Origin of the sequence: Enterobacter sp. 120016, assembly GCF_018383635.1 — a bacterium.
Taxonomy (GTDB): domain Bacteria; phylum Pseudomonadota; class Gammaproteobacteria; order Enterobacterales; family Enterobacteriaceae; genus Enterobacter; species Enterobacter asburiae_D.
In genome coordinates, this window is record NZ_JAHAWC010000004.1 from 1 (window position 1) to 19627 (window position 19627).

Consider the following 19627-nt stretch of genomic DNA (forward strand, 5'->3'; position numbering starts at 1 on the left):
CGCCCGGACACATCCCGCGTCAGGCGGGTGACACGCACCTGCTCCTCTCTGCCGCTGAGGTCATATTCCCGCAGGGTGATGAGCCTGCCACAGGCATCATAGTCCCGGCACAGACGGATACCGTCGACCCGGATCTCCTCCGCCAGGAGACCGGTGCGGGTGTAACGCAGCAGCCAGCGCTGGCCGCTGCCGTCAGCGATCTCAGTGACCTGTCCCGTACGAAGGTCGTACCGGTACGTCTCCCGGGTATTATCAGGGTAAATGATTTCGCTCAGCAGCGCGGTGCCGGGGAGATAGCTGTAGCGGGTGATATGCCCCGCTTCATCCTGCTCCGTCAGCAGCTGGCCGTCACCGTTCCACGTCCATCTGCGCTCGCTGCCGTCCTCATGGATAATGCACTCCGGATTGCCCGCGTCGTCCCGGAGGATCTGCTCCCCTTTTCCGGTCTCAGGGTTGCCCTGCCAGACGGGCCGGCACAGCAGGTCGTAGCGAAAGGCGGTCACTTTTCCCGTGCGGTCTTTCTGACGTATCACCAGGCCCGCGGCGTTAACCTGACGGGTTTCATTACTTCCGTCCGCCCATTCCGTTGCGACCCGCGCGCCTTCTTCCGACCAGCGATAGCGCAGGGTGTTTCCTTCGGCGTCGGTCGATGCCAGCAGGCATCCGTCAGCGTCGTAACGCCAGCGCTCCCGCTGTTTTGCCAGCCCGTCAGCGCTGTAGATAATCTGCTCAGTACAGCGGCCCGCGCTGTAATGGCGACGAATAATTTGCCCGTCCGGCAGGCTTTCCTCCGTGACCTGGCCGTCACGGTTATGACGCCAGCGGGTTACCGCGCCCGACGGATCGGTCAGCGAGACAAGGTTGCCCCGGGTATCATATTCATATCGGGTGGTGGCACCGTCCGCACCGGTCTGTTCGAGCAGCCGGGCGGTCTCCGGATCGTGCCGCCAGTGCTCTTCCGCGCCGTCTTCGTGGCGAACCGTGACGCGCCCGCCGGCCTGCCAGATATACTCCCGGGACAGGCCCGGAAGGCTGCTCCAGTGGCGTACGGCCCGGGCCTGTTTACCCGAACCGGACCACGCCCAGTAAAATTTCGCCCCGCCGGGCAGCTCGCGGCAGGTAAAAAGATGATCGTCCCGGTAGTGGTAGCGTTCGGCCTCCTGTCCCGGTGCCCTGGCCAGGCAGAGGCGTCCCTCGTCATCGTGGTCGTAGCGCATCACCGTCACGGCACCACGCGCCATGTCCAGGCGCGTGTTTTCGAACACCAGTGAACTCAGCCGCGGTCCCCTGGCGTGTTCGCGGTAGTTCAGATGCAGCAGCATCCCCGCCGTGCTGACCAGCCTGACGGGTAATTCCCCTTCGTATTCCACCTGCCAGCGCTGACGCTGGCGGGAAAATCCGCTCACGCGTCCCTGAGGGCTGTCCGCAGACCGTACCACATGCATCAGCCAGCCATTCAGCGATGGCGCGTTCAGTACGAAAGTATTCTCTGCGTTATCACACCAGGCCCTGGCACCGGCCAGCGGGTTACGGGAGACGGGGATCGTGGGGTCCGGTAGCGGCAGGCGCAGGGTGACGTTCTCATGGTCCCGCCACAGAATATGGCTGTCGGTGAAGGTGAGGCGATGATCGAGCGTATGCCGCCAGCCATATCCGAGCGTTGACGCCTCCTCAACCGCCGTGGTGCGGTACTGCCGGCCAATACTGAACGGGACGGTGCCGGGCAGCGTGAAATCCGTCAGCGCCAGCAGCTCTTCCCCGTTGATCAAGGATACCGGGCAGCCGTCCGTATCGCAGGCGTAGGTATTTTTCGTCGGGTTGCCGCCGGGGTCCGTGGCTGGAGAACTTTCCTCGCGGGTTTTCAGGCCGATTTCGGTGTGACGGCTGGTACCCAGTTCGGTTTCATGATTGATCCCCAGCCGGGCATTGCTCTGGCGCTGATGGTTAATGGCGCCATGGTTGTCCAGAAAACCGGACATGACGCTGACCATGTCCTTCATGATGTCAGTCAGCGCCTGCCATAAGGTCCGGATCGTTCGTCCGAAGCGGGGGCCGTAGCGCGTCAGCATTCGCACCACTTTATACGCCAGAAAAGCCGGGCCTCCTGGACCGGTAACCAGGGTCAGCAGCGCCCCGAATACCAGACCGGAAAGGATTTCCCCCGCAAATTCGGCCAGGGGGGTGAGCAGTTGTCCCCAGGGATACATTCGCAGGCGCAGCAGGGTGGCGCGGGTGAGCAGATACAGGGCAGCTTCATCGTTAAACAGCGCCATCAGCTCACGGGCGCGCGCCTTGTTGGCCTCAAGGGCCCCTGAAAAATCCGGAAGCGTGAGGCCGGACACCCATTCGCCGGCCTGCGTGAGGGCATCTGCGATATCTCTCAGATACGGCGCCGGGCTGGAGATGATATTCCAGGCCAGCTTGATGTCGCTCCAGAGGTCGGTCAGCGAACTGAATAACCCTTCACTGAAAGCAGCGGACAGGCCGTCCGTAATGGCATTACGCGTCCAGTGCGGACGGTATTCATCCCACCGGGCTGCCAGGACGCCGTATTGCTGTCGGGAAAGTTCGTCATAGGCCGCCAGCAGGGCATCGTTGTGCGCTTCCAGCGCCGGATCGACGGCCCGGGCGTAATAGCTTTTACCTGCCTTCAGGTCAGTAAAAACGGCCCTGCCGCTTTCATCCGTTATTTTTACGTCAACCCGTTTGTCAGGGGCAAACGAGGGGGTTTCATACAGCTCAATACTGGCGTCCGGGACAGGCAGGTCGGTTATCGACTGGTGCCTGAGGACCACGGTAAGGGTGCGGTTTTTCGGGCAGACAATCGCCGCGCTGAGCGCCCTGCCGTCATCGTCATCGACAACGGTTTCCCTGCCATTCAGGGCAATAATGCGTTCCATCTCCAGCGTGGGGCCACCCAGCATGCCGGAAACATGGCTGGCGCGCGCCCACTCGCGCACGAACTGCCGGTACTCCTGAGTGATAAGTTCATTGTTTTTAAAAAGAGAAAGCTCGGTCTCAATACCAGCGACATAGCCGGCAAGCAGGATTTCCGTGCCCATATATTTCATCCGTGAATTTGTGCTTGATATTGGGATAGCTACCGCAGGCTGTGGATATAAATCCTGCATATATCGATGATATTGAGGGAATATCGTCAAAAAAAGATATTGCATGTAAATTCAGAATTGTGCCTGATACCGTATCGACCACGTAAAATTACAACTCATGCAACGTCTTCATACGTACCCCGACATCCGCGCGATGTTTCGTCGTCTCCTGATTGCCAGCGTCACCGGCGTGCTGGCCGCGCTGGCCGTGGCGGTGTTCCGCCACAGCATGTACCTGCTGGAGTGGCTGCTTCTCAGCAACGACAGCGGCAGCCTGGTGAATGCCGCCGCGTCGCTCTCGCCCTGGCGGCGCGCGCTGACGCCGGCGCTGGGTGGGCTGGCTGCCGGGCTGCTGCTCTGGGGATGGCAGCGTCTGACGGCGCAGCGGCCTCATGCCCCTACCGATTATATGGAAGCCCTGGAGACCGGTGACGGTCAGTTTGACTACGGCGCAAGCCTTGTGAAATCCCTTGCGTCGCTGCTGGTCGTGGCCAGCGGAAGCGCCATCGGGCGTGAAGGGGCGATGATCCTGCTTGCCGCCCTCGCCGCCTCCCTTTTCGCCCGTCGCTTTACGCCCCAATCCGAATGGAAATTATGGATAGCCTGTGGCGCCGCCGCCGGGATGGCCAGCGCCTACCATGCTCCGTTAGCCGGAAGCCTGTTCATCGCTGAGATTCTGTTTGGCACGCTGATGCTGGCCTCGCTCGGCCCCGTGGTTATCGCGGCGGTGGTGGCGCTTCTCACCACGCAGCTTCTGGCTCCGGGCGCCGGTACGCTCTACGCGGTCCATCTGAGCGGCATTCTCACCGCGGCCGATTATGCCCTGCTGGTCGCGATGGGGCCGGTGGCGGGTCTCTGCGGACCGCTGCTGATGTGGCTGATGGCGTTCAGCCACGGTCTTTTCCTGCGCCTCAAGCTTTCGCCGCCGTGTCAATTAGCGCTGGGCGGTGCGATCGTCGGGCTGCTGTCTCTCCTGACGCCGAAGGTATGGGGGAATGGCTACAGCGTGGTTCAGGCTTTTCTGCTCGCGCCGCCGCTGCTGTCGGTAATTGCCGGGGTGTTCATCTGTAAACTGCTGGCGGTACTGGCGAGCAGCGGTTCGGGCGCGCCGGGCGGGGTATTTACGCCCACGCTGTTTGTCGGTATGGCAACGGGGATGCTGTTTGCGCAGCTGTTCGCGCTCTGGCTACCGGGTTCTGAGACGGCGATTCTGCTGGGGCTGGCAGGGATGGCAACGCTACTTGCCGCGACCACGCATGCGCCCATTATGTCGGCGCTGATGGTCTGTGAAATGACCGGGCAGTATTTTTTACTGCCCGGCCTGCTGGTCGCCTGCGTGGTGGCGTCCGTATTGTCGCGGACGTTACGCCACGACTCGATCTACGGTCAGCACGCCACCGAGGGCAGAGAGATCGATGTACTGCGCTAGCTCGCGCTGCTCGGCGCGTGGCAGATAAGGCAGCTCGCCCACCAGCGGTCCGGGCAGCTTGGTGCTCAGCACGTCGATGATCTCCGCGTAGTGCGCCAGGCCCGGGTTGATGCGGTTTGCTACCCAGCCAATCAGCGGCAGGCCGTCATTGGCGATCGCCTGCGCCGTCAGCAGCGCGTGGTTGATGCACCCTTCCTGGATACCCACCACCATCACCACCGGAAGCTGCTCCTGCACGACCCATTCAGACAGCGGGCGCAGGTCATTCATCAGGCTGCGCCAGCCGCCCGTTCCTTCAACCACCACGTGGTCAACCTTCTCGCTCAAGTTCGCCAGGCCGTCGGACAACAGGGGATAATTAATCAGGCCGCTGTGCGCTACGCTGCTCTCCTCTTCGCTTAACGCAATGGGATTGACCGCGTGATAAGGCAGTTCCAGTGACGAGACGCTTTGCAGCACCAGGGCGTCTTTATTACGCAATCCCTCTGGCGTCTCTTTACTGCCTTTTGCGACCGGTTTGTACCCTGCCACGCGTTTACCGCTTGCTGCCAGCGCCTGCAGCAATGCGCGGGATACGACGGTCTTGCCGACAGAGGTATCTGTACCAGTAACAAAGAAACGCTTAAGCATGACTCACTCCACCTCTTGGGTATGCTTCGAAAATATAAACCAGGTAAATAATTCAGTGGAGGAAGTCTACGGGATGCGTGCGCTACCCGGCTTGAGATAGCGCAATTTTTCTTACATCTGCGGAAAAGAGTTAACCCTGTAGCAGGCGGATCAGCAGCGAGCCGTTATACATGGCGTCTTTGACCAGCGCCGCGCCTGCCATCGTACCCTTGTTGGAAAACTGGGTGCTTTCTACCGCAATATTTTTGCTGTAGGCGGGAAGCGACTGCTGATGGATACAGGCCGAGATCGCCGGGAAGAGGATCTCCGCCGCCTGGCTCAGCGGTGAGCCAATGAGGATTTTTTGCGGGTTGAAGAGGTTCACCATAATGGCCAGGATGCGGCCAACGTTATTTCCCACCCCGGTAATAATGTCCTTCGCCAGCAGATCGCCCTGGCGCGCGGCGGCGCAGAGGGAGTCCACCGTTAGGGGTTGTCCGTGCAGCGAGGAGCTCATGGACTGGCCGAGCCGGACCTGCGCCAGTTCCAGCACGCTTTCCACGCTGGCAATGGTCTCCAGACAGCCGTGGTTCCCGCAGTAGCAGCGCTTGCCGTACGGGTCGACCTGGGTGTGGCCAATTTCCACCAGGCTGCTGCTTCCGGCGTGGAGAAGACGTCCGTCGGTGATCACGCCCGCCCCGACGTTATGGTCGATGACCACCTGAATCACATCCCGCGCGCCGCGCGACGCGCCAAACAGCGCCTCCGCCATCGTCCAGGCGCTAATGTCATGCTGAATATAGACCGGCACGCCGGTATGGTTTTTCAGCACCTCGCCCAGCGGCATCTCTTTGACGTCGTCGTAAAACGGCATGCGGTGAACAATACCGTTTTCGGTATCAATAATCCCCGGCATGGTGATGGCAATCGCCGTTAAGCGTTCAAGCCGCTGCTGATGGCGGATAAAGAAGTGATCGATGTGCGAGACAATCGCGTCGAGGAGCGGTTCCTCCGCGTTGAGCGGCAGTTCAAGGCGGTCTTCCACCACCAGCTTGCTGCTCAGGTCGCGCAGCGCAAGGAAGATCTCCCCCCGGCTGATGCGCAGTGACAGGTAGTGCCAAGCTTCCGTTTCAACCACCAGCCCGACTGCCGGACGGCCACGGCTGCCCGGCTCCTGAATTTCCGTCTCCTGAACCAGGTGCGCTTCCAGCATCTCGCGGACAATCTTGGTGATACTGGCAGGTGCCAGTTGTGCCAGGCGCGAAAGATCGATACGCGAAACCGGACCAAGCTGATCAATCAGGCGATACACCGCGCCAGCGTTGGTCTGCTTAATCTGATCGATATGCCCTGGCTGACTATCAGCAACCACCTCGTACTCCCTTATTTTCGAGCTTCGAAATAAACTGTTTGCTATGGTGAAGCACTTCCATGTCCGTCGTCAAATATTTACTTAGCCATGTGATTTACCGCACATTTTTACCCCCTTTTCCCTGGAAATGCCGCCCGGCAGAGGCGCTAATTAACTGCTGTTTGAAGCGCTGCGCGGCGTGGCTCTGCTCGCGGTGCTTCGACCAGACCAGCCACATCTCTGAAACGGCATCCTCTTCGGCGATGGTCACCCAGCGCATTTCGCGCAATTGTACCCGCTTAAAGGAGGCCGGAAGAATAGACACGCCCAGCCCGGCCGCCACCAGGCCAATAATGGTCATCGCTTCCCCCACCTCCTGGGTGATGACCGGGGCGAGATCGTAGCGGCGCATCAGTCCCAGGATATCGTCATACAGACCTGTCCCGACCTGCGGGTCAAAAAAGACAAACGGCTCTTTTGCCAGCTCTGCCAGCGAGACCGCCGGACGCGACGCCAGCGGGTGATCGTGTGGGATCATCGCCATCAGCGGCTCGCGCAGGATCACCTCCCACGCCAGCGTGTCCGGCAGTTGGGTGTTACGCATCAGCCCCAGATCCAGCGAACCTTCATTCAGCGGCGCAATCTGCTCGCGGGTGTTGATTTCGCGCGTCTGAATATGAACATCCGGAAAGTGACGACGGAATGACGAAAGGGTCTCCGAAACGGCGCTGATAAACGGCGCGGACGAGGTAAACCCGATTCGCAGTTCTCCGGCTTCCCCGAGATAGAGCCGTTCTGCCCGAGCGGCGGCGTCATCGACCATGCTCAGAATTTGTCGGCTGTCGGTAAGGAACTGCTTCCCCGCCGCCGTCAGGCTCACGCTGCGGTTGGTGCGGGCCAGAAGGCGCGCTCCGACCTGCTGTTCCAGGATTTGTATTTGCTGGCTTAACGGTGGCTGAGAGATATTCAGCCGTGCCGCCGCGCGGCCAAAATGCAGCTCCTCGGCGACGGCGACAAAGTAGCGAAGATGACGCAGCTCGATATTCATATTTTTAAAGTATCATTTGAGATTATTAATATATTAGACAGAATATTTACATTTTCCTACCCTGAACATGTGGTCATACCCGTCACCAGAAATCACGGGGATGTTTAAGCAAGGAAACTGTGTGAGTCGTACAACTACTATTGATATCGATCCGGCAAGAGATATCAATGATTTACCCACAGCACCGCAGCCGGTCCAGTTCATTAAACGTGGTACCCCCCAATTTATGCGCGTCACGCTGGCGCTCTTTTCCGCCGGTCTGGCGACCTTCGCCCTGCTCTATTGCGTTCAGCCGATCCTGCCCGTTCTCTCTCATGAGTTTGGCGTATCGCCTGCCAGCAGCAGTATTTCACTCTCTATTTCAACCGGGATGCTGGCGATTGGCCTGCTCTTTACCGGGCCGCTGTCCGACGCCATTGGCCGTAAACAGGTGATGGTGACCGCGCTGATGCTGGCGTCGGTCTGTACGTTACTCTCGACCATGATGACCAGCTGGCACGGTATTCTGGTGATGCGCGCGCTGATTGGGCTCTCGCTCAGCGGCGTGGCGGCGGTTGGGATGACGTACCTCAGCGAGGAGATCCACCCGAGCTTTGTTGCCTTCTCGATGGGGCTTTACATCAGCGGGAACTCGATTGGCGGAATGAGCGGACGCCTGCTGAGCGGGGTCTTTACGGACTTCTTTAGCTGGCGTATTGCCCTGGCGGTAATCGGGTGTTTTGCGCTGGCATCAGCCCTGATGTTCTGGAAAATCCTGCCGGAATCGCGCCATTTCCGCCCGACCTCTCTGCGCCCAAAAACGCTGTTTATCAACTTCCGCCTGCACTGGCGTGACAAAGGGCTGCCGCGCCTGTTCCTGGTCGGCTTTCTGCTGATGGGGTCGTTTGTCACGCTGTTTAACTATATTGGCTATCGCCTGATGCTTTCCCCGTGGCATCTCAGCCAGGCGGTGGTTGGCCTGCTTTCCGTGGCGTACCTCACCGGTACCTGGAGTTCGCCAAAAGCCGGAGCAATGACCGCACGCTATGGGCGCGGCCCGGTGATGTTGTTCTTCACGGCGGTGATGCTGGTCGGCCTGCTGCTGACGCTCTTTTCCTCCCTGTGGCTGATTTTTGCCGGAATGCTGCTCTTCTCCGCGGGGTTCTTCGCCGCTCACTCGGTCGCCAGCAGCTGGATTGGCCCGCGCGCGCGTCGCGCCAAAGGTCAGGCATCGTCGCTGTATCTGTTTAGCTATTACCTGGGTTCCAGCATCGCCGGGACCCTCGGCGGCGTGTTCTGGCATAACTACGGCTGGAACGGTGTGGGCGGGTTTATCGCGCTGATGCTGTGCGCGGCGCTGCTGGTGGGGGCAAGTCTTCATAAACGTCTAAGATAGCAAGCCTACGGGCTGATGTCCGACCCCGATAAACGGCACCAGCGTACTGGTGCCGTTTATCGTTCAGGAATCCCAGGCCTGCTCTATCTTAGCGGCTTCAAACTGCGGAGGCGGTTTGCGGAAACGGCGCGTTAGCCATGTCAGGTAAAGGATCCCCAGTGCCGCCCAGATGAGGCCAAGCGTCAGGGACGTCGCTTCGAGGTTTATCCACAGCACCCCGACCGTTACGGCACCAATGAGCGGCAGCAGAAGATAGTGGAACCGATCTTTCCACGTTTTGTTCATCCCCTTACGCCGCCAGAAATGGTTGTACACCGAGAGATTAACAAACGTAAACGCCACCAGCGCGCCAAAGTTGATCAGCGCCGTCGCGGTCACGAGGTCAAAGTACAGGGCCGACAGCGCCACTATCCCTACCATAATGACGTTCAGAGCCGGGGTCCGCCATTTCGGGTGCACGTAACCAAACACCCGCTCCGGAAAGACGTTGTCACGCCCCATCACATACAACAAGCGTGAGACGCTGGCGTGCGAGGCCAGGCCTGAAGCGAGCGTATTCACAAACGTGGTACACAGAAACACCGACTGGAAGAGCTTGCCGCCCACGTACAGCGCAATTTCCGGCAGCGCGGCGTCCGGGTTCTTGAAGCGCGCGATCGTCGGGAAAAAGAGCTGCATGAAAAACGAGGCAACAATGAATATCAGCCCGCCATACAGCGCGGTCAGGAAAATGGCTTTGGGAATCACCCGCGCCGCGTTTGGCGTCTCCTCCGACAGCGTGGTGACCGCGTCAAAGCCGAGGAAAGAGAAGCAGACGATCGTCGCGCCGGTAATAATAGGGATCAGGTGTGCGTTCTCGCTGATAAACGGCTGGAGCGACCAGACGGTGCCGACGCCCTCACCCTTGTGCAGGCCATGCACCACGAGTATGACAAACACCACCATGATGGCGACCTGCACCAGCACGAACAGAGTGTTAAAGTTAGCGACCAAATTAACGCTCTTCAGGTTCGCCAGCGTCAGGATCGTCACAAACCCCACCACCCAGACCCACGGCGGAACTTCAGGGAACAGCGCGGAAAGGTAGATCTTCGCCAGCAGCACGTTGATCATCGGCAGAAAGAGATAGTCCAGCAGCGATGACCAGCCGACCATAAAACCGAGGTGGGGTCCGATCGATTTCTGCGTGTAGGTGTACGCAGAGCCCGCTTCCGGGAACTGTCGTACCAGCTTGCCGTAGCTGATGGCGGTAAACATGACGCCAGCCAGCGCCAGGAGATACGAGGCGGGCACATGGCCATTGCTGATACCGGACACAATGCCGAAGGTATCAAACACGGTCATGGGGGTGAGGTAAGCCAGCCCCATCATGACCACCTGCCAGAGCTTGAGGGAACTGCGCAGCCGGGTTCTTCCGGCCATGCCCGGCGAGTCAAGAGAGGTGTTAGTCGCCATAAACCGTCCCCCCCATGCTTACCGTGGTTTGCAATCGCGTTGACCTTAACGCAAACCTGCTTAGCAAAGGGGGAAGTTGTAAAGAACAAACGCGATCGTACCAGCGCGCCGTCTCTGGTTCGCACTCACAGCAGGCGCCTGACTGGCCCCCTTCGCCCTGCGGATAGTTGAACATCTGCATCATTTCTTACCTCGTCACACAGTGTCGTTAAGAAAATCCCTGTGCCGCCTGCGCTCCATAACGCGACTCCCGGGAGATAGCTGGCGTGCCAGCGAACAGTTAGGCCAGGCTCCGCGCAGGCCGTTGGATGATACGTATGCGATGAAACAAAGCGGCCCCTTACCGGGGCACGTTATCAGGCGTTTTTCAGCATCCACTCAATTTCAGTTTCGGTAATCAGGCGTTCAAACTGCAGTAATTCATCATTTTTGCAGGCGTGATAGACGTGGCAGAAACGCTCGCCCAGCCGCTCGCGAAGACGATCGTTTTGCATAAATTCCCACAGCGCATCGCTCTGACGGATCGGGAACGGCAGCCCGTCCTGCTCCAGACCATTGCCTTCCACTTCTTCCTGCAGGGGTAAATCGTTATCCAGCCCATGTAGAATGCCGGCAAAAATTGCCGCCATCACCAGATACGGATTCGCGTCTGCTCCCGCCACCCGGTACTCGACCCGATGGTTATGGCGATCGCCGCAGGGGATACGCAGGGCAACCGTGCGATTGTTGTGTCCCCATGAGGCCTGCGTCGGCACGTACATTCCCGGCTGGAAACGGCGGTAGGAGTTGACGTTCGGCGCCAGCAGCGCCATGGACGCTGGCATCAGGTCGATCATCCCGGCCAGCGCGCGTTTCAGCAGCGCGGAATCCTCGCCGCTGGCGTCTGCGAGCACGTTTTCGCCTCTGTTGTTTTGCATGCTGATGTGGATATGCATCCCGCTGCCCGCATGCTCTTCATACGGCTTTGCCATAAACGTGGCGTGCATCTTATGTTTTTCCGCCATCTGCCTGACGAGACGTTTTAGCGCCAGCGCATCATCGCAGGCATCAAGCACGTTTTCCGTATGGTGCAGGTTAATCTCAAACTGGCCCGGAGAGGCCTCGGCCACTGCCCCGTCGGCGGGGATCAGCTGCAGCTGCGCCAGCTCGTCAATGTCATTCAGCACGTCAGCAAAGTGGTTCAGGTTGTCAACCGAGTAGACCTGACTCTGCGTGTTACGCACGTCGGTGCCCGGCGCGCAGGGGGGCTGCAGATAGCCTTCGGCATCGCGTTTACGGTCAAGCAAATAGAACTCCAGCTCTACCGCTACCACGGGGAACAGACCGCGCTGGCGCAGCTGCTGCCAGAGTCGGTTGAGTACGTTCCGCGGCTCAACGTCAAAGGGAGCGCCATCTTCATCGACCATGGTGAGCTGCACCTGACCAATGTATTCCGGGTCGGCGGCGGACGGCGTCAGGGTGCCCGGTACCGGCACGCAGATACAGTCCGGCTCGCCGAGCTCCTGCCCCAGGCCCGCCTCTTCCACGACGTTACCCAAAATGTCCATGGCGAAAACCGATGCCGGGAAATAGCAGCCTTTTTCAAGTTTGCTCAGTCCGGCAACGGGGATGCGTTTGCCGCGAAAACAGCCGTTCAGGTCGGTCAGGAGGACATCAATAAACTGGGTGTCAGGATACTTTTCTAAATAGCGCTTCACTTCCTGCGTAAAGGCGCTGCCCCGCCTCTCATCCGTGTGCTGCACAAAGTTCTCAACTTCTACGATATTGGTTTCCATGATTTACCACCGTTTTTGGGATTTGCGTTCGCTGCTCTGGACTGTCAAATATAATGTCCACCCTATCGAATTTGTATGCAAACAAATTGTTTGTCAAATGTTAAATTAAGTTTGCAAAAGGCAGATCCCGTTGCTAGATTGAGAAAATATTGAACGAAAAGGCCGTTCCAGAGGTGAGAATGGCCTAAATTTAGTCCACTTTGTGAGGGCGATCATGGAAAATATAATGAACAAGCCAGTTATTGGCGTGGTGATGTGTAGAAACAGGCTTAAGGGTCATGAGACCCAGACCCTGCAAGAAAAGTACCTGAATGCCGTTATTAACGCGGGGGGCTTACCTATTGCCTTACCGCATGCGCTGGCAGAGCCAGAGCTAATGGCCGCCCTGCTGCCAACCCTGGACGGAATTTACCTGCCGGGCAGCCCAAGTAACGTGCAGCCGCACCTTTATGGTGAAAACGGCGATGAGCCTAACGCCGATCCCGGGCGAGATCTTCTGAGTATGGCGCTGATTGCCGCCGCGCTCGAAAGGCGCATCCCCATTTTCGCCATCTGCCGGGGGCTGCAGGAACTGGTTGTTGCGACGGGAGGGACGCTGTATCGCCGCCTGTTCGAGCAGAACGACCTGCTTGAACACCGGGAGGATGCTGAACTGCCGGTTGAGCTACAATACGCCCCGTCTCATGAAGTTCAGGTTCAGGAGGGAGGACTGCTGTCTCAATTAATACCAGGCTGCAACAAATTTTGGGTAAACTCGTTACACGGGCAAGGCGCACGAACGTTAGGACCACGGCTTCGCGTGGAGGCCCGCTCGACGGACGGGCTGGTCGAAGCGGTTAGCGTTCATGACCACCCTTTTGCCCTCGGCGTGCAATGGCACCCCGAATGGAACAGCAGCGAGTACGCCCTGTCACGCATGTTGTTTGAAGGTTTTATCACCGCCTGTCAAAGCCACGTTGCCGAGAAGCAACGGCTTTGACCACTATCGTAAAGGAAATGCAACTATGAGCGATGACGGACTGGCGCCAGGGAAACGTCTGTCAGAGATCCGCCAGCAGCTGGGTCTCTCGCAGCGGCGTGCCGCCGAACTGTCTGGGTTAACACACAGTGCCATCAGCACCATTGAGCAGGATAAAGTCAGTCCTGCCATCAGTACGCTGCAAAAGCTGCTGAAAGTTTATGGGCTGTCGCTCTCGGAATTCTTTTCGGAACCGGAAAAACCTGATGAACCGCAGGTGGTTATTAATCAGGAAGACCTTATCGAAATAGGCAGTCAGGGTGTTTCGATGAAGCTGGTTCATAACGGAAATCCGAACCGTACGCTGGCGATGATTTTTGAAACTTACCAGCCTGGAACCACGACCGGAGAGAGGATCAAACATCAGGGTGAGGAGATCGGTACGATACTGGAAGGTGAAATAGTGCTGACTATTAATGGCCAGCCTTATCACCTGGTTGCGGGGCAGAGCTATGCCATCAATACCGGCATACCGCACAGCTTCAGCAACACCTCGGCAGGCATCTGCCGCATTATCAGTGCCCACACCCCCACCACGTTCTAATTACCACTCAGTCCCGGCGTAAGCGCGCTTACGCCGGGACAAATAAAAAACGATCGATGTCGGCATTCAACGGGTTAATTCCCGGGATGCCCCACGGCTTCGTATTGCCTGAAACGGCCATGCCTTTATTTATCTGATTGCGAAAGAAAGGAGTGAATATGCATTTTCAGCACCTGACTTACTGGCAGGATAAAGCAAAAAACAGCGCCATTGAGACCCGGCTATTTATTAACGGTGCCTATTGTAACGCCGCCGATAATGCCACGTTTGAAACCGTCAATCCCGCTACCCGGCAGACGCTGGCTAACGTGGCGCGGGGCAAGCAGGCGGACGTGGACCTCGCGGTTCAGGCCGCGCGTGAGGTATTTGAGCGCGGTGACTGGTCGCAGGCGTCTCCGGCGCAGCGAAAGGCCGTGCTGCATAAGCTCGCCGATTTGATGGAGCGCCACGGCGAAGAGCTGGCCTTACTGGAAACGCTGGACACCGGTAAACCCATTCGCCACAGCCTGCGCGACGATATTCCCGGCGCGGCGCGCGCCATTCGCTGGTACGCCGAAGCGGCGGATAAAGTCTACGGCGAAGTGGCACCTACGGGTCCGGGCGAGCTGGCGATGATCGTGCGCGAGCCGATCGGGGTTGTCGCGGCCATCGTCCCCTGGAACTTCCCGCTGCTGCTGGCCTGCTGGAAGCTGGGCCCGGCACTGATCGCGGGCAACAGCGTGGTACTGAAACCGTCGGAGAAATCGCCGCTCACCGCCCTGCGGCTGGCCGGGCTGGCGAAAGAGGCGGGCCTGCCGGACGGCGTGCTAAATGTAATAAGCGGTTACGGCCACGAAGCGGGCCAGGCGCTGGCACTGCATCCGGAGGTCGAGGTGCTGACGTTTACCGGTTCAACCCGTACCGGCAAGCAGCTGCTGAAGGACGCGGGTGAAAGCAACATGAAGCGCGTCTGGCTGGAGGCAGGCGGCAAGAGCGCCAACATTATCTTTGCCGACTGTCCGGACCTGGACAAGGCCGTGAGCGCGACCGCCGCCGGGATTTTTTATAACCAGGGGCAAGTCTGTATCGCCGGTACCCGCCTGCTGCTCGAGGACAACATCGCCGATGACTTCCTGGCGAAGCTGAAAGCGCAGGCCCGTCACTGGCAGCCGGGCGATCCGCTCGATCCCGACAGCACGATGGGAATGCTCATCGACGCTGCGCACGCCGATACCGTCCACACGTTTATTCGCGAGGGAACCCAAAAAGGCACGCTGCTGCTGGACGGGCGGGAACAATCATGGCCTTCCGCAGTAGGTCCAACCATTTTTGTCGACATCGATCCTGCCTCCCCGCTGTGCCGGGAAGAGATTTTCGGGCCGGTGCTGGTCGTCACCCGTTTTAAAACCGAAGAGGAAGCCTTAACGCTGGCCAACGACAGTGAATATGGGCTTGGCGCGGCGGTATGGACCCGCGATCTCTCCCGCGCGCACCGCATGAGCCGCCGCCTGAAAGCAGGCTCGGTCTTCGTCAATAACTATAACGACGGTGATATGACCGTACCCTTTGGCGGCTATAAGCAGAGCGGCAACGGCCGCGATAAGTCCCTGCACGCGCTGGAAAAATTCACCGAACTGAAAACCATCTGGATTGCCCTGGAGCCTCAATCATGACCGAACATACCACCAGCTACTACGCGGCCAGCGCGAACGCTTACGAACCTTTCCCGACGCTTAACGAGTCGATCAGCTGTGACGTGTGCGTGGTGGGCGGCGGCTATACCGGCCTCTCCTCCGCGCTGCATCTCGCCGAAATGGGCTACGACGTGGTGCTCCTTGAAGGGGCGCGCATCGGCTTCGGCGCCAGCGGGCGCAACGGCGGCCAGCTGGTTAACTCCTACAGCCGCGATATCGACGTGATTGAGAAAAACTACGGACCCGACGCCGCCAGAGTCCTCGGGAGCATGATGTTTGAAGGCGGGGAAATCATCCGGGAGCGTATCCAGCGCTATCAGATCCAGTGCGACTATCGTCCCGGCGGGCTGTTTGTGGCGTTAAACCATAAGCAGATGGAGACGCTGGAGGAGCAAAAAGCCAACTGGGAACGCTACGGCAACACGCAGCTGGAGCTGCTGGACGCCAGCGCCATCCGCCGGGAAGTCGACAGCGACCGCTATACCGGCGCGCTGCTGGACCGCAGCGGAGGGCACATTCATCCGCTTAACCTGGCGATCGGCGAAGCGGACGCCATTCGCCTGAACGGCGGGCGGGTGTATGAACAGTCCCCGGTGACCGCCATTCAGCACACCAGCCCGGCAGTGGTGAGCACGCAGCATGGCCAGGTGACTGCCCGATACGTGATCGTCGCCGGGAATGCCTATCTGGGCGATAAGATAGAACCGGAACTGGCAAAACGCAGCATGCCCTGCGGCACCCAGGTGGTGACCACCGCCCCGCTGCCGGAGGAGGTAGCCCGCACGCTGATCCCCAACAACTACTGCGTGGAAGATTGCAACTACCTGCTGGATTACTACCGCCTCACCGCCGACAACCGCCTGCTGTACGGCGGTGGCGTAGTCTATGGCGCGCGCGATCCGGACGATGTCGAGCGCCTCGTGATGCCAAAGCTGCTGCAAACCTTCCCTCAGCTGGCAGGCGTCAAAATCGACTACCGCTGGACGGGCAACTTCCTGCTGACCCTGTCGCGTATGCCGCAGTTTGGTCGTCTGGATAAAAATATCTATTACATGCAGGGCTACAGCGGCCACGGCGTGACCTGCACCCACCTGGCCGGACGGCTGATCTCTGAACTGTTGCGCGGTGACGCTGAACGCTTTGATGCGTTTGCCAAACTCCCGCACTACCCCTTCCCGGGCGGTCGCAGCCTGCGGATCCCATTCACGGCGATGGGCGCGGCGTATTACAGCCTGCGCGATCGTCTTGGCGTATGATCGTTTCGACAAAAAGGTATCTGACATGAGTAACCAGGAATTTCATCAGCGCAGACTTTCTGCCACCCCGCGCGGCGTAGGCGTAATGTGTGATTTCTTTGCCCGCACGGCGGAGAATGCCACGCTTACCGACATGGAAGGCAACGACTATATTGATTTCGCCGCCGGGATCGCGGTACTGAATACCGGCCATCGTCACCCTGAACTGGTGGCCGCAGTGGAAAAACAGCTTCACCAGTTCACCCATACGGCCTATCAGATTGTGCCGTATGAAAGCTACGTTTCATTAGCCGAAAAGCTTAACGAGCTGGCCCCGGTGCAGAGCCCGGCCAAGACGGCGTTCTTCACAACGGGCGCGGAAGCGGTGGAAAATGCCATTAAAATCGCCCGGGCCCACACCGGCAGACCGGGTGTGATTGCCTTCGGGGGAGGCTTTCACGGACGAACCTATATGACCATGGCGTTAACCGGCAAGGTCGCGCCCTATAAGCTGGGATTTGGCCCCTTCCCGGGGTCGGTTTATCACGTGCCGTATCCCTCCGAGCTGCACGGCATCACGACGCAGGATGCCATCACGGCGATTGAGCGCCTGTTCAAAGCGGATATTGAGGCGAAACAGGTGGCGGCGATTATTTTTGAACCCATTCAGGGTGAAGGCGGATTCAACGTCGCCCCGCCTGAGCTGGTGGCCGCCATCCGCCGTATCTGCGATGAGCACGGGATCGTGATGATTGCAGACGAAGTGCAGAGCGGCTTCGCCCGTACGGGTAAACTGTTTGCCATGGAACACTACGCGGACAAGCCCGACCTGATGACGATGGCTAAAAGCCTGGCAGGCGGAATGCCGCTGTCAGGCGTGGTGGGCCGCGCCGGGATCATGGACGCGCCGGCTCCCGGCGGTCTGGGGGGAACCTATGCAGGCAACCCGCTTGCGGTGGCCGCCGCGCATGCGGTGCTGAATATTATCGACAGCGAGTCACTGTGCGCGCGCGCCCGTCATCTGGGCGAACGACTGACAGCCACGCTGGAGGAAATTCAGGGCAGCTTTCCTGCGCTCGTGGCGATTAGGGGAAGAGGATCGATGATTGCGGCGGAGTTTTTTGATCCCGAGAGCCGCGAACCTTCGGCCGCCATCGCGCAGGCGATCCAGCAAAAGGCGCTCGCCCGGGGCCTGCTGCTGTTGATCTGCGGCCAGTACGGCAACGTGATCCGCTTCCTTTATCCGCTGACCATTCCGGATGCCCAGTTCAGCCAGGCGCTGGCGATCCTGCAGCAGGTTATGCGTGATAAGGCCTAAGTGCCCACCGAAAACCGTCTCCCGGAATTGCGGCGACGGTTTCAACGGAGGAGATCGGCATTGATTTCCTCCGTGTGGGAAATGTTGGGGAATTTGGTCTGTTTCATTGTATGCTCCCTGAAACACATCCCTGGCAAGAGGAAATAAGAATTGCAAAAAACATCAGCCTATCAGTCACTTGCGAAAACCTTCCAGCGTCTCTCCCGCTTCTCTCACCTCTCCTCCATCGCCAGCTGGGACATGTTCACCATGATGCCGCCAGGCGGCAGCGCCGCGCGCGGTGAAGCACTCGCGGAGATGAGCGTCCTGCAGCACCAACTCCTGACCGATAAAAAGGTGGGCGAATGGCTGACCGCAGCGGCAGGTGAAGATTTGAATGACGTCGAGCAGGCCAACCTGCGCGAAATGACGCGCCACTATCAGCAGGCCACCCTGCTGCCGGAATCGCTGGTGGAAGCCAAATCCCTCGCGGGCAGCAGGTGTGAGCACGCCTGGCGCACGCAGCGCCCCGCCAACGACTGGCAGGGTTTCTCCGCTAACCTGAAAGAGGTGGTCAAACTCAGCCGCGAAGAGGCTCGCCTGCGGGCTGAAGCCAAAGGCTGTACGCCGTACGACGCGCTGCTGGATATTTTTGAGCCCGACATGACCAGCGCGCGTCTGGACGTTCTGTTCGGCGATATGAAGTCCTGGCTGCCGGACCTGCTGGCAAATGTGGTGGAAAAGCAGGCCCAACGGTCGTTTATCCCCCCGCAGGGTCCCTTCCCGACGGCAACCCAGCGCGAGCTGGGCCTGGAAGCCATGAAGGTGCTCGGCTTCGATTTTAACGGCGGTCGCCTGGACGTCAGTGCGCACCCGTTCTGCGGCGGCGTCCCGGAGGACGTGCGCATCACCACGCGCTATGACGAGGATGAACTGCTCAGCGCGCTGTTTGGCGTGATCCACGAAACCGGACACGCCCGCTACGAACAAAACCTGCCGCGCGCGTGGGCAGGACAGCCGATTGCCCTGGCGCGCTCAACCGCGATCCATGAGTCACAGAGCCTGTTCTTTGAAATGCAGCTCGGGCGTAGCGAGGCCTTCCTCAAGCATCTTCTCCCTGCGGTGCACGCCCGCTTTGGCAGCCAGGCGGCGTTCAGCGAAGAGAACTTTATTGCCTGGAACCAGCGCGTGAAGCCTGGCTATATCCGCGTCGATGCGGACGAAGTGAGCTACCCGGCACACGTGGTGCTGCGCTATGAGATTGAGCGCGCGCTGATCAACGGTGAGATCGAGGTGGACGATATTCCTGCACTGTGGGATGAGAAAATGCAGGCCTGGCTCGGGTTATCTACCAAAGACAACTACCGCAACGGCTGTATGCAGGATATCCACTGGACCGACGGCGGTTTTGGCTACTTCCCGTCCTATACGCTTGGCGCCATGTACGCCGCCCAGCTGTTCCATGCGGCCAAAACGGCGCTTCCGGGTCTGCAGGCCTCCATCGCTGAGGGCGATTTTTCCGCACTCTTTGAGTGGCTGCGTCAGAACGTCTGGCAGCACGGCAGCCGCTTCAGCACGTCGCAGTTAATCACCCAGGCGACGGGCGAGGATCTGAATATCCGTTACTTCCGCGAACATCTGACCTCGCGCTATTTGTAATCTGTTTGGCCGGGGGTGAGGGACCTCAATGTTCCCCCTCACCCCAGCC

The 19627-nt window shown here is 59.2% G+C and carries 15 protein-coding genes; 8 read left to right on the forward strand and 7 right to left on the reverse strand.

Translation table 11 applies throughout. From position 1 onward, the window contains the following. Positions 1-3062: DUF6531 domain-containing protein (locus KIF87_RS08005; RefSeq protein WP_249665849.1), on the reverse strand; the 3062-nt coding region annotated here is incomplete at its 3' end. A 166-nt stretch (positions 3063-3228) separates the two neighbouring features. On the opposite strand from KIF87_RS08005, the gene clcB reads away from it, so the two are divergent. Further along, a complete protein-coding gene (gene clcB / locus KIF87_RS08010) occupies positions 3229-4539 on the forward strand; it encodes a voltage-gated ClC-type chloride channel ClcB (RefSeq protein ID WP_213328430.1) in 1311 nt (436 codons plus the stop codon). Here the strand turns inward: clcB and bioD are convergent. From bioD to ynfL, 3 genes are all read right to left on the reverse strand, one after another. Beyond that, complete coding sequence (gene bioD / locus KIF87_RS08015) at positions 4474-5169, reverse strand: dethiobiotin synthase (protein WP_111965730.1); 696 nt, start codon at positions 5167-5169, stop codon at positions 4474-4476. The genes clcB and bioD overlap by 66 nt on opposite strands. A gap of 130 nt (positions 5170-5299) precedes the next feature. Then, positions 5300-6520 carry a sugar metabolism global transcriptional regulator Mlc gene (mlc, locus tag KIF87_RS08020; RefSeq protein ID WP_193939767.1) on the reverse strand — a complete coding sequence of 407 codons (1221 nt, stop codon included), beginning with the start codon at positions 6518-6520 and terminating at the stop codon, positions 5300-5302. A gap of 94 nt (positions 6521-6614) precedes the next feature. Next, positions 6615-7547 carry a multidrug efflux transcriptional activator YnfL/SxtR(Kp) gene (ynfL, locus tag KIF87_RS08025; protein ID WP_213328431.1) on the reverse strand — a complete coding sequence of 311 codons (933 nt, stop codon included), beginning with the start codon at positions 7545-7547 and terminating at the stop codon, positions 6615-6617. A gap of 121 nt (positions 7548-7668) precedes the next feature. Here ynfL and ynfM point away from each other — a divergent pair, with 121 nt between their 5' ends. After that, positions 7669-8922, forward strand: coding sequence for a multidrug efflux MFS transporter YnfM/SxtP(Kp) (gene ynfM, locus KIF87_RS08030; RefSeq protein WP_213328432.1), 1254 nt, complete (start codon positions 7669-7671; stop codon positions 8920-8922). 63 nt (positions 8923-8985) lie between these two features. On the opposite strand, the gene KIF87_RS08035 is transcribed toward ynfM, so the two are convergent. The 3 genes from KIF87_RS08035 to KIF87_RS08040 all read right to left on the reverse strand — a co-directional run bounded on the left by KIF87_RS08035 (position 8986) and on the right by KIF87_RS08040 (position 12152). Next, positions 8986-10377, reverse strand: a complete 1392-nt coding sequence (locus KIF87_RS08035; RefSeq protein ID WP_032657571.1) for an APC family permease — start codon at positions 10375-10377, stop codon at positions 8986-8988. Beyond that, on the reverse strand, positions 10367-10561 hold the full coding sequence (locus KIF87_RS23585) for a YmjE family protein (protein ID WP_502757626.1): 195 nt from the start codon (positions 10559-10561) through the stop codon (positions 10367-10369). Before KIF87_RS23585 ends, KIF87_RS08035 begins: the two co-directional genes overlap by 11 nt. A gap of 172 nt (positions 10562-10733) precedes the next feature. Further along, the gene (locus KIF87_RS08040) at positions 10734-12152 is read right to left on the reverse strand and encodes a glutamine synthetase family protein (protein WP_032657576.1); all 1419 of its coding nucleotides are present in this window, start codon (positions 12150-12152) and stop codon (positions 10734-10736) included. Between the two features lie 214 nt (positions 12153-12366). Between KIF87_RS08040 and puuD the strand changes: the two genes are divergently transcribed. The 6 genes from puuD (at position 12367) to KIF87_RS08070 (ending at position 19578) form a co-directional block, all read left to right on the forward strand. Continuing rightward, the gene (gene puuD / locus KIF87_RS08045; protein WP_029739361.1) at positions 12367-13131 is read left to right on the forward strand and encodes a gamma-glutamyl-gamma-aminobutyrate hydrolase; all 765 of its coding nucleotides are present in this window, start codon (positions 12367-12369) and stop codon (positions 13129-13131) included. 25 nt (positions 13132-13156) lie between these two features. Further along, positions 13157-13714 (forward strand): HTH-type transcriptional regulator PuuR, encoded by a 558-nt coding sequence (gene puuR, locus KIF87_RS08050; protein WP_013096835.1) that lies wholly within the window; start codon positions 13157-13159, stop codon positions 13712-13714. A 158-nt stretch (positions 13715-13872) separates the two neighbouring features. Then, positions 13873-15366, forward strand: a complete 1494-nt coding sequence (puuC, locus tag KIF87_RS08055; RefSeq protein ID WP_213328433.1) for an aldehyde dehydrogenase PuuC — start codon at positions 13873-13875, stop codon at positions 15364-15366. Then, positions 15363-16643, forward strand: a complete 1281-nt coding sequence (locus KIF87_RS08060) for an NAD(P)/FAD-dependent oxidoreductase (RefSeq protein ID WP_213328434.1) — start codon at positions 15363-15365, stop codon at positions 16641-16643. Before puuC ends, KIF87_RS08060 begins: the two co-directional genes overlap by 4 nt. Positions 16644-16668: 25 nt before the next feature. Further along, on the forward strand, positions 16669-17940 hold the full coding sequence (gene puuE / locus KIF87_RS08065; protein WP_213328435.1) for a 4-aminobutyrate transaminase: 1272 nt from the start codon (positions 16669-16671) through the stop codon (positions 17938-17940). Positions 17941-18090: 150 nt separating this feature from the next. Then, positions 18091-19578, forward strand: a complete 1488-nt coding sequence (locus tag KIF87_RS08070; RefSeq protein ID WP_213328436.1) for a carboxypeptidase M32 — start codon at positions 18091-18093, stop codon at positions 19576-19578. The last annotated feature ends 49 nt before the right edge of the window (positions 19579-19627 follow it).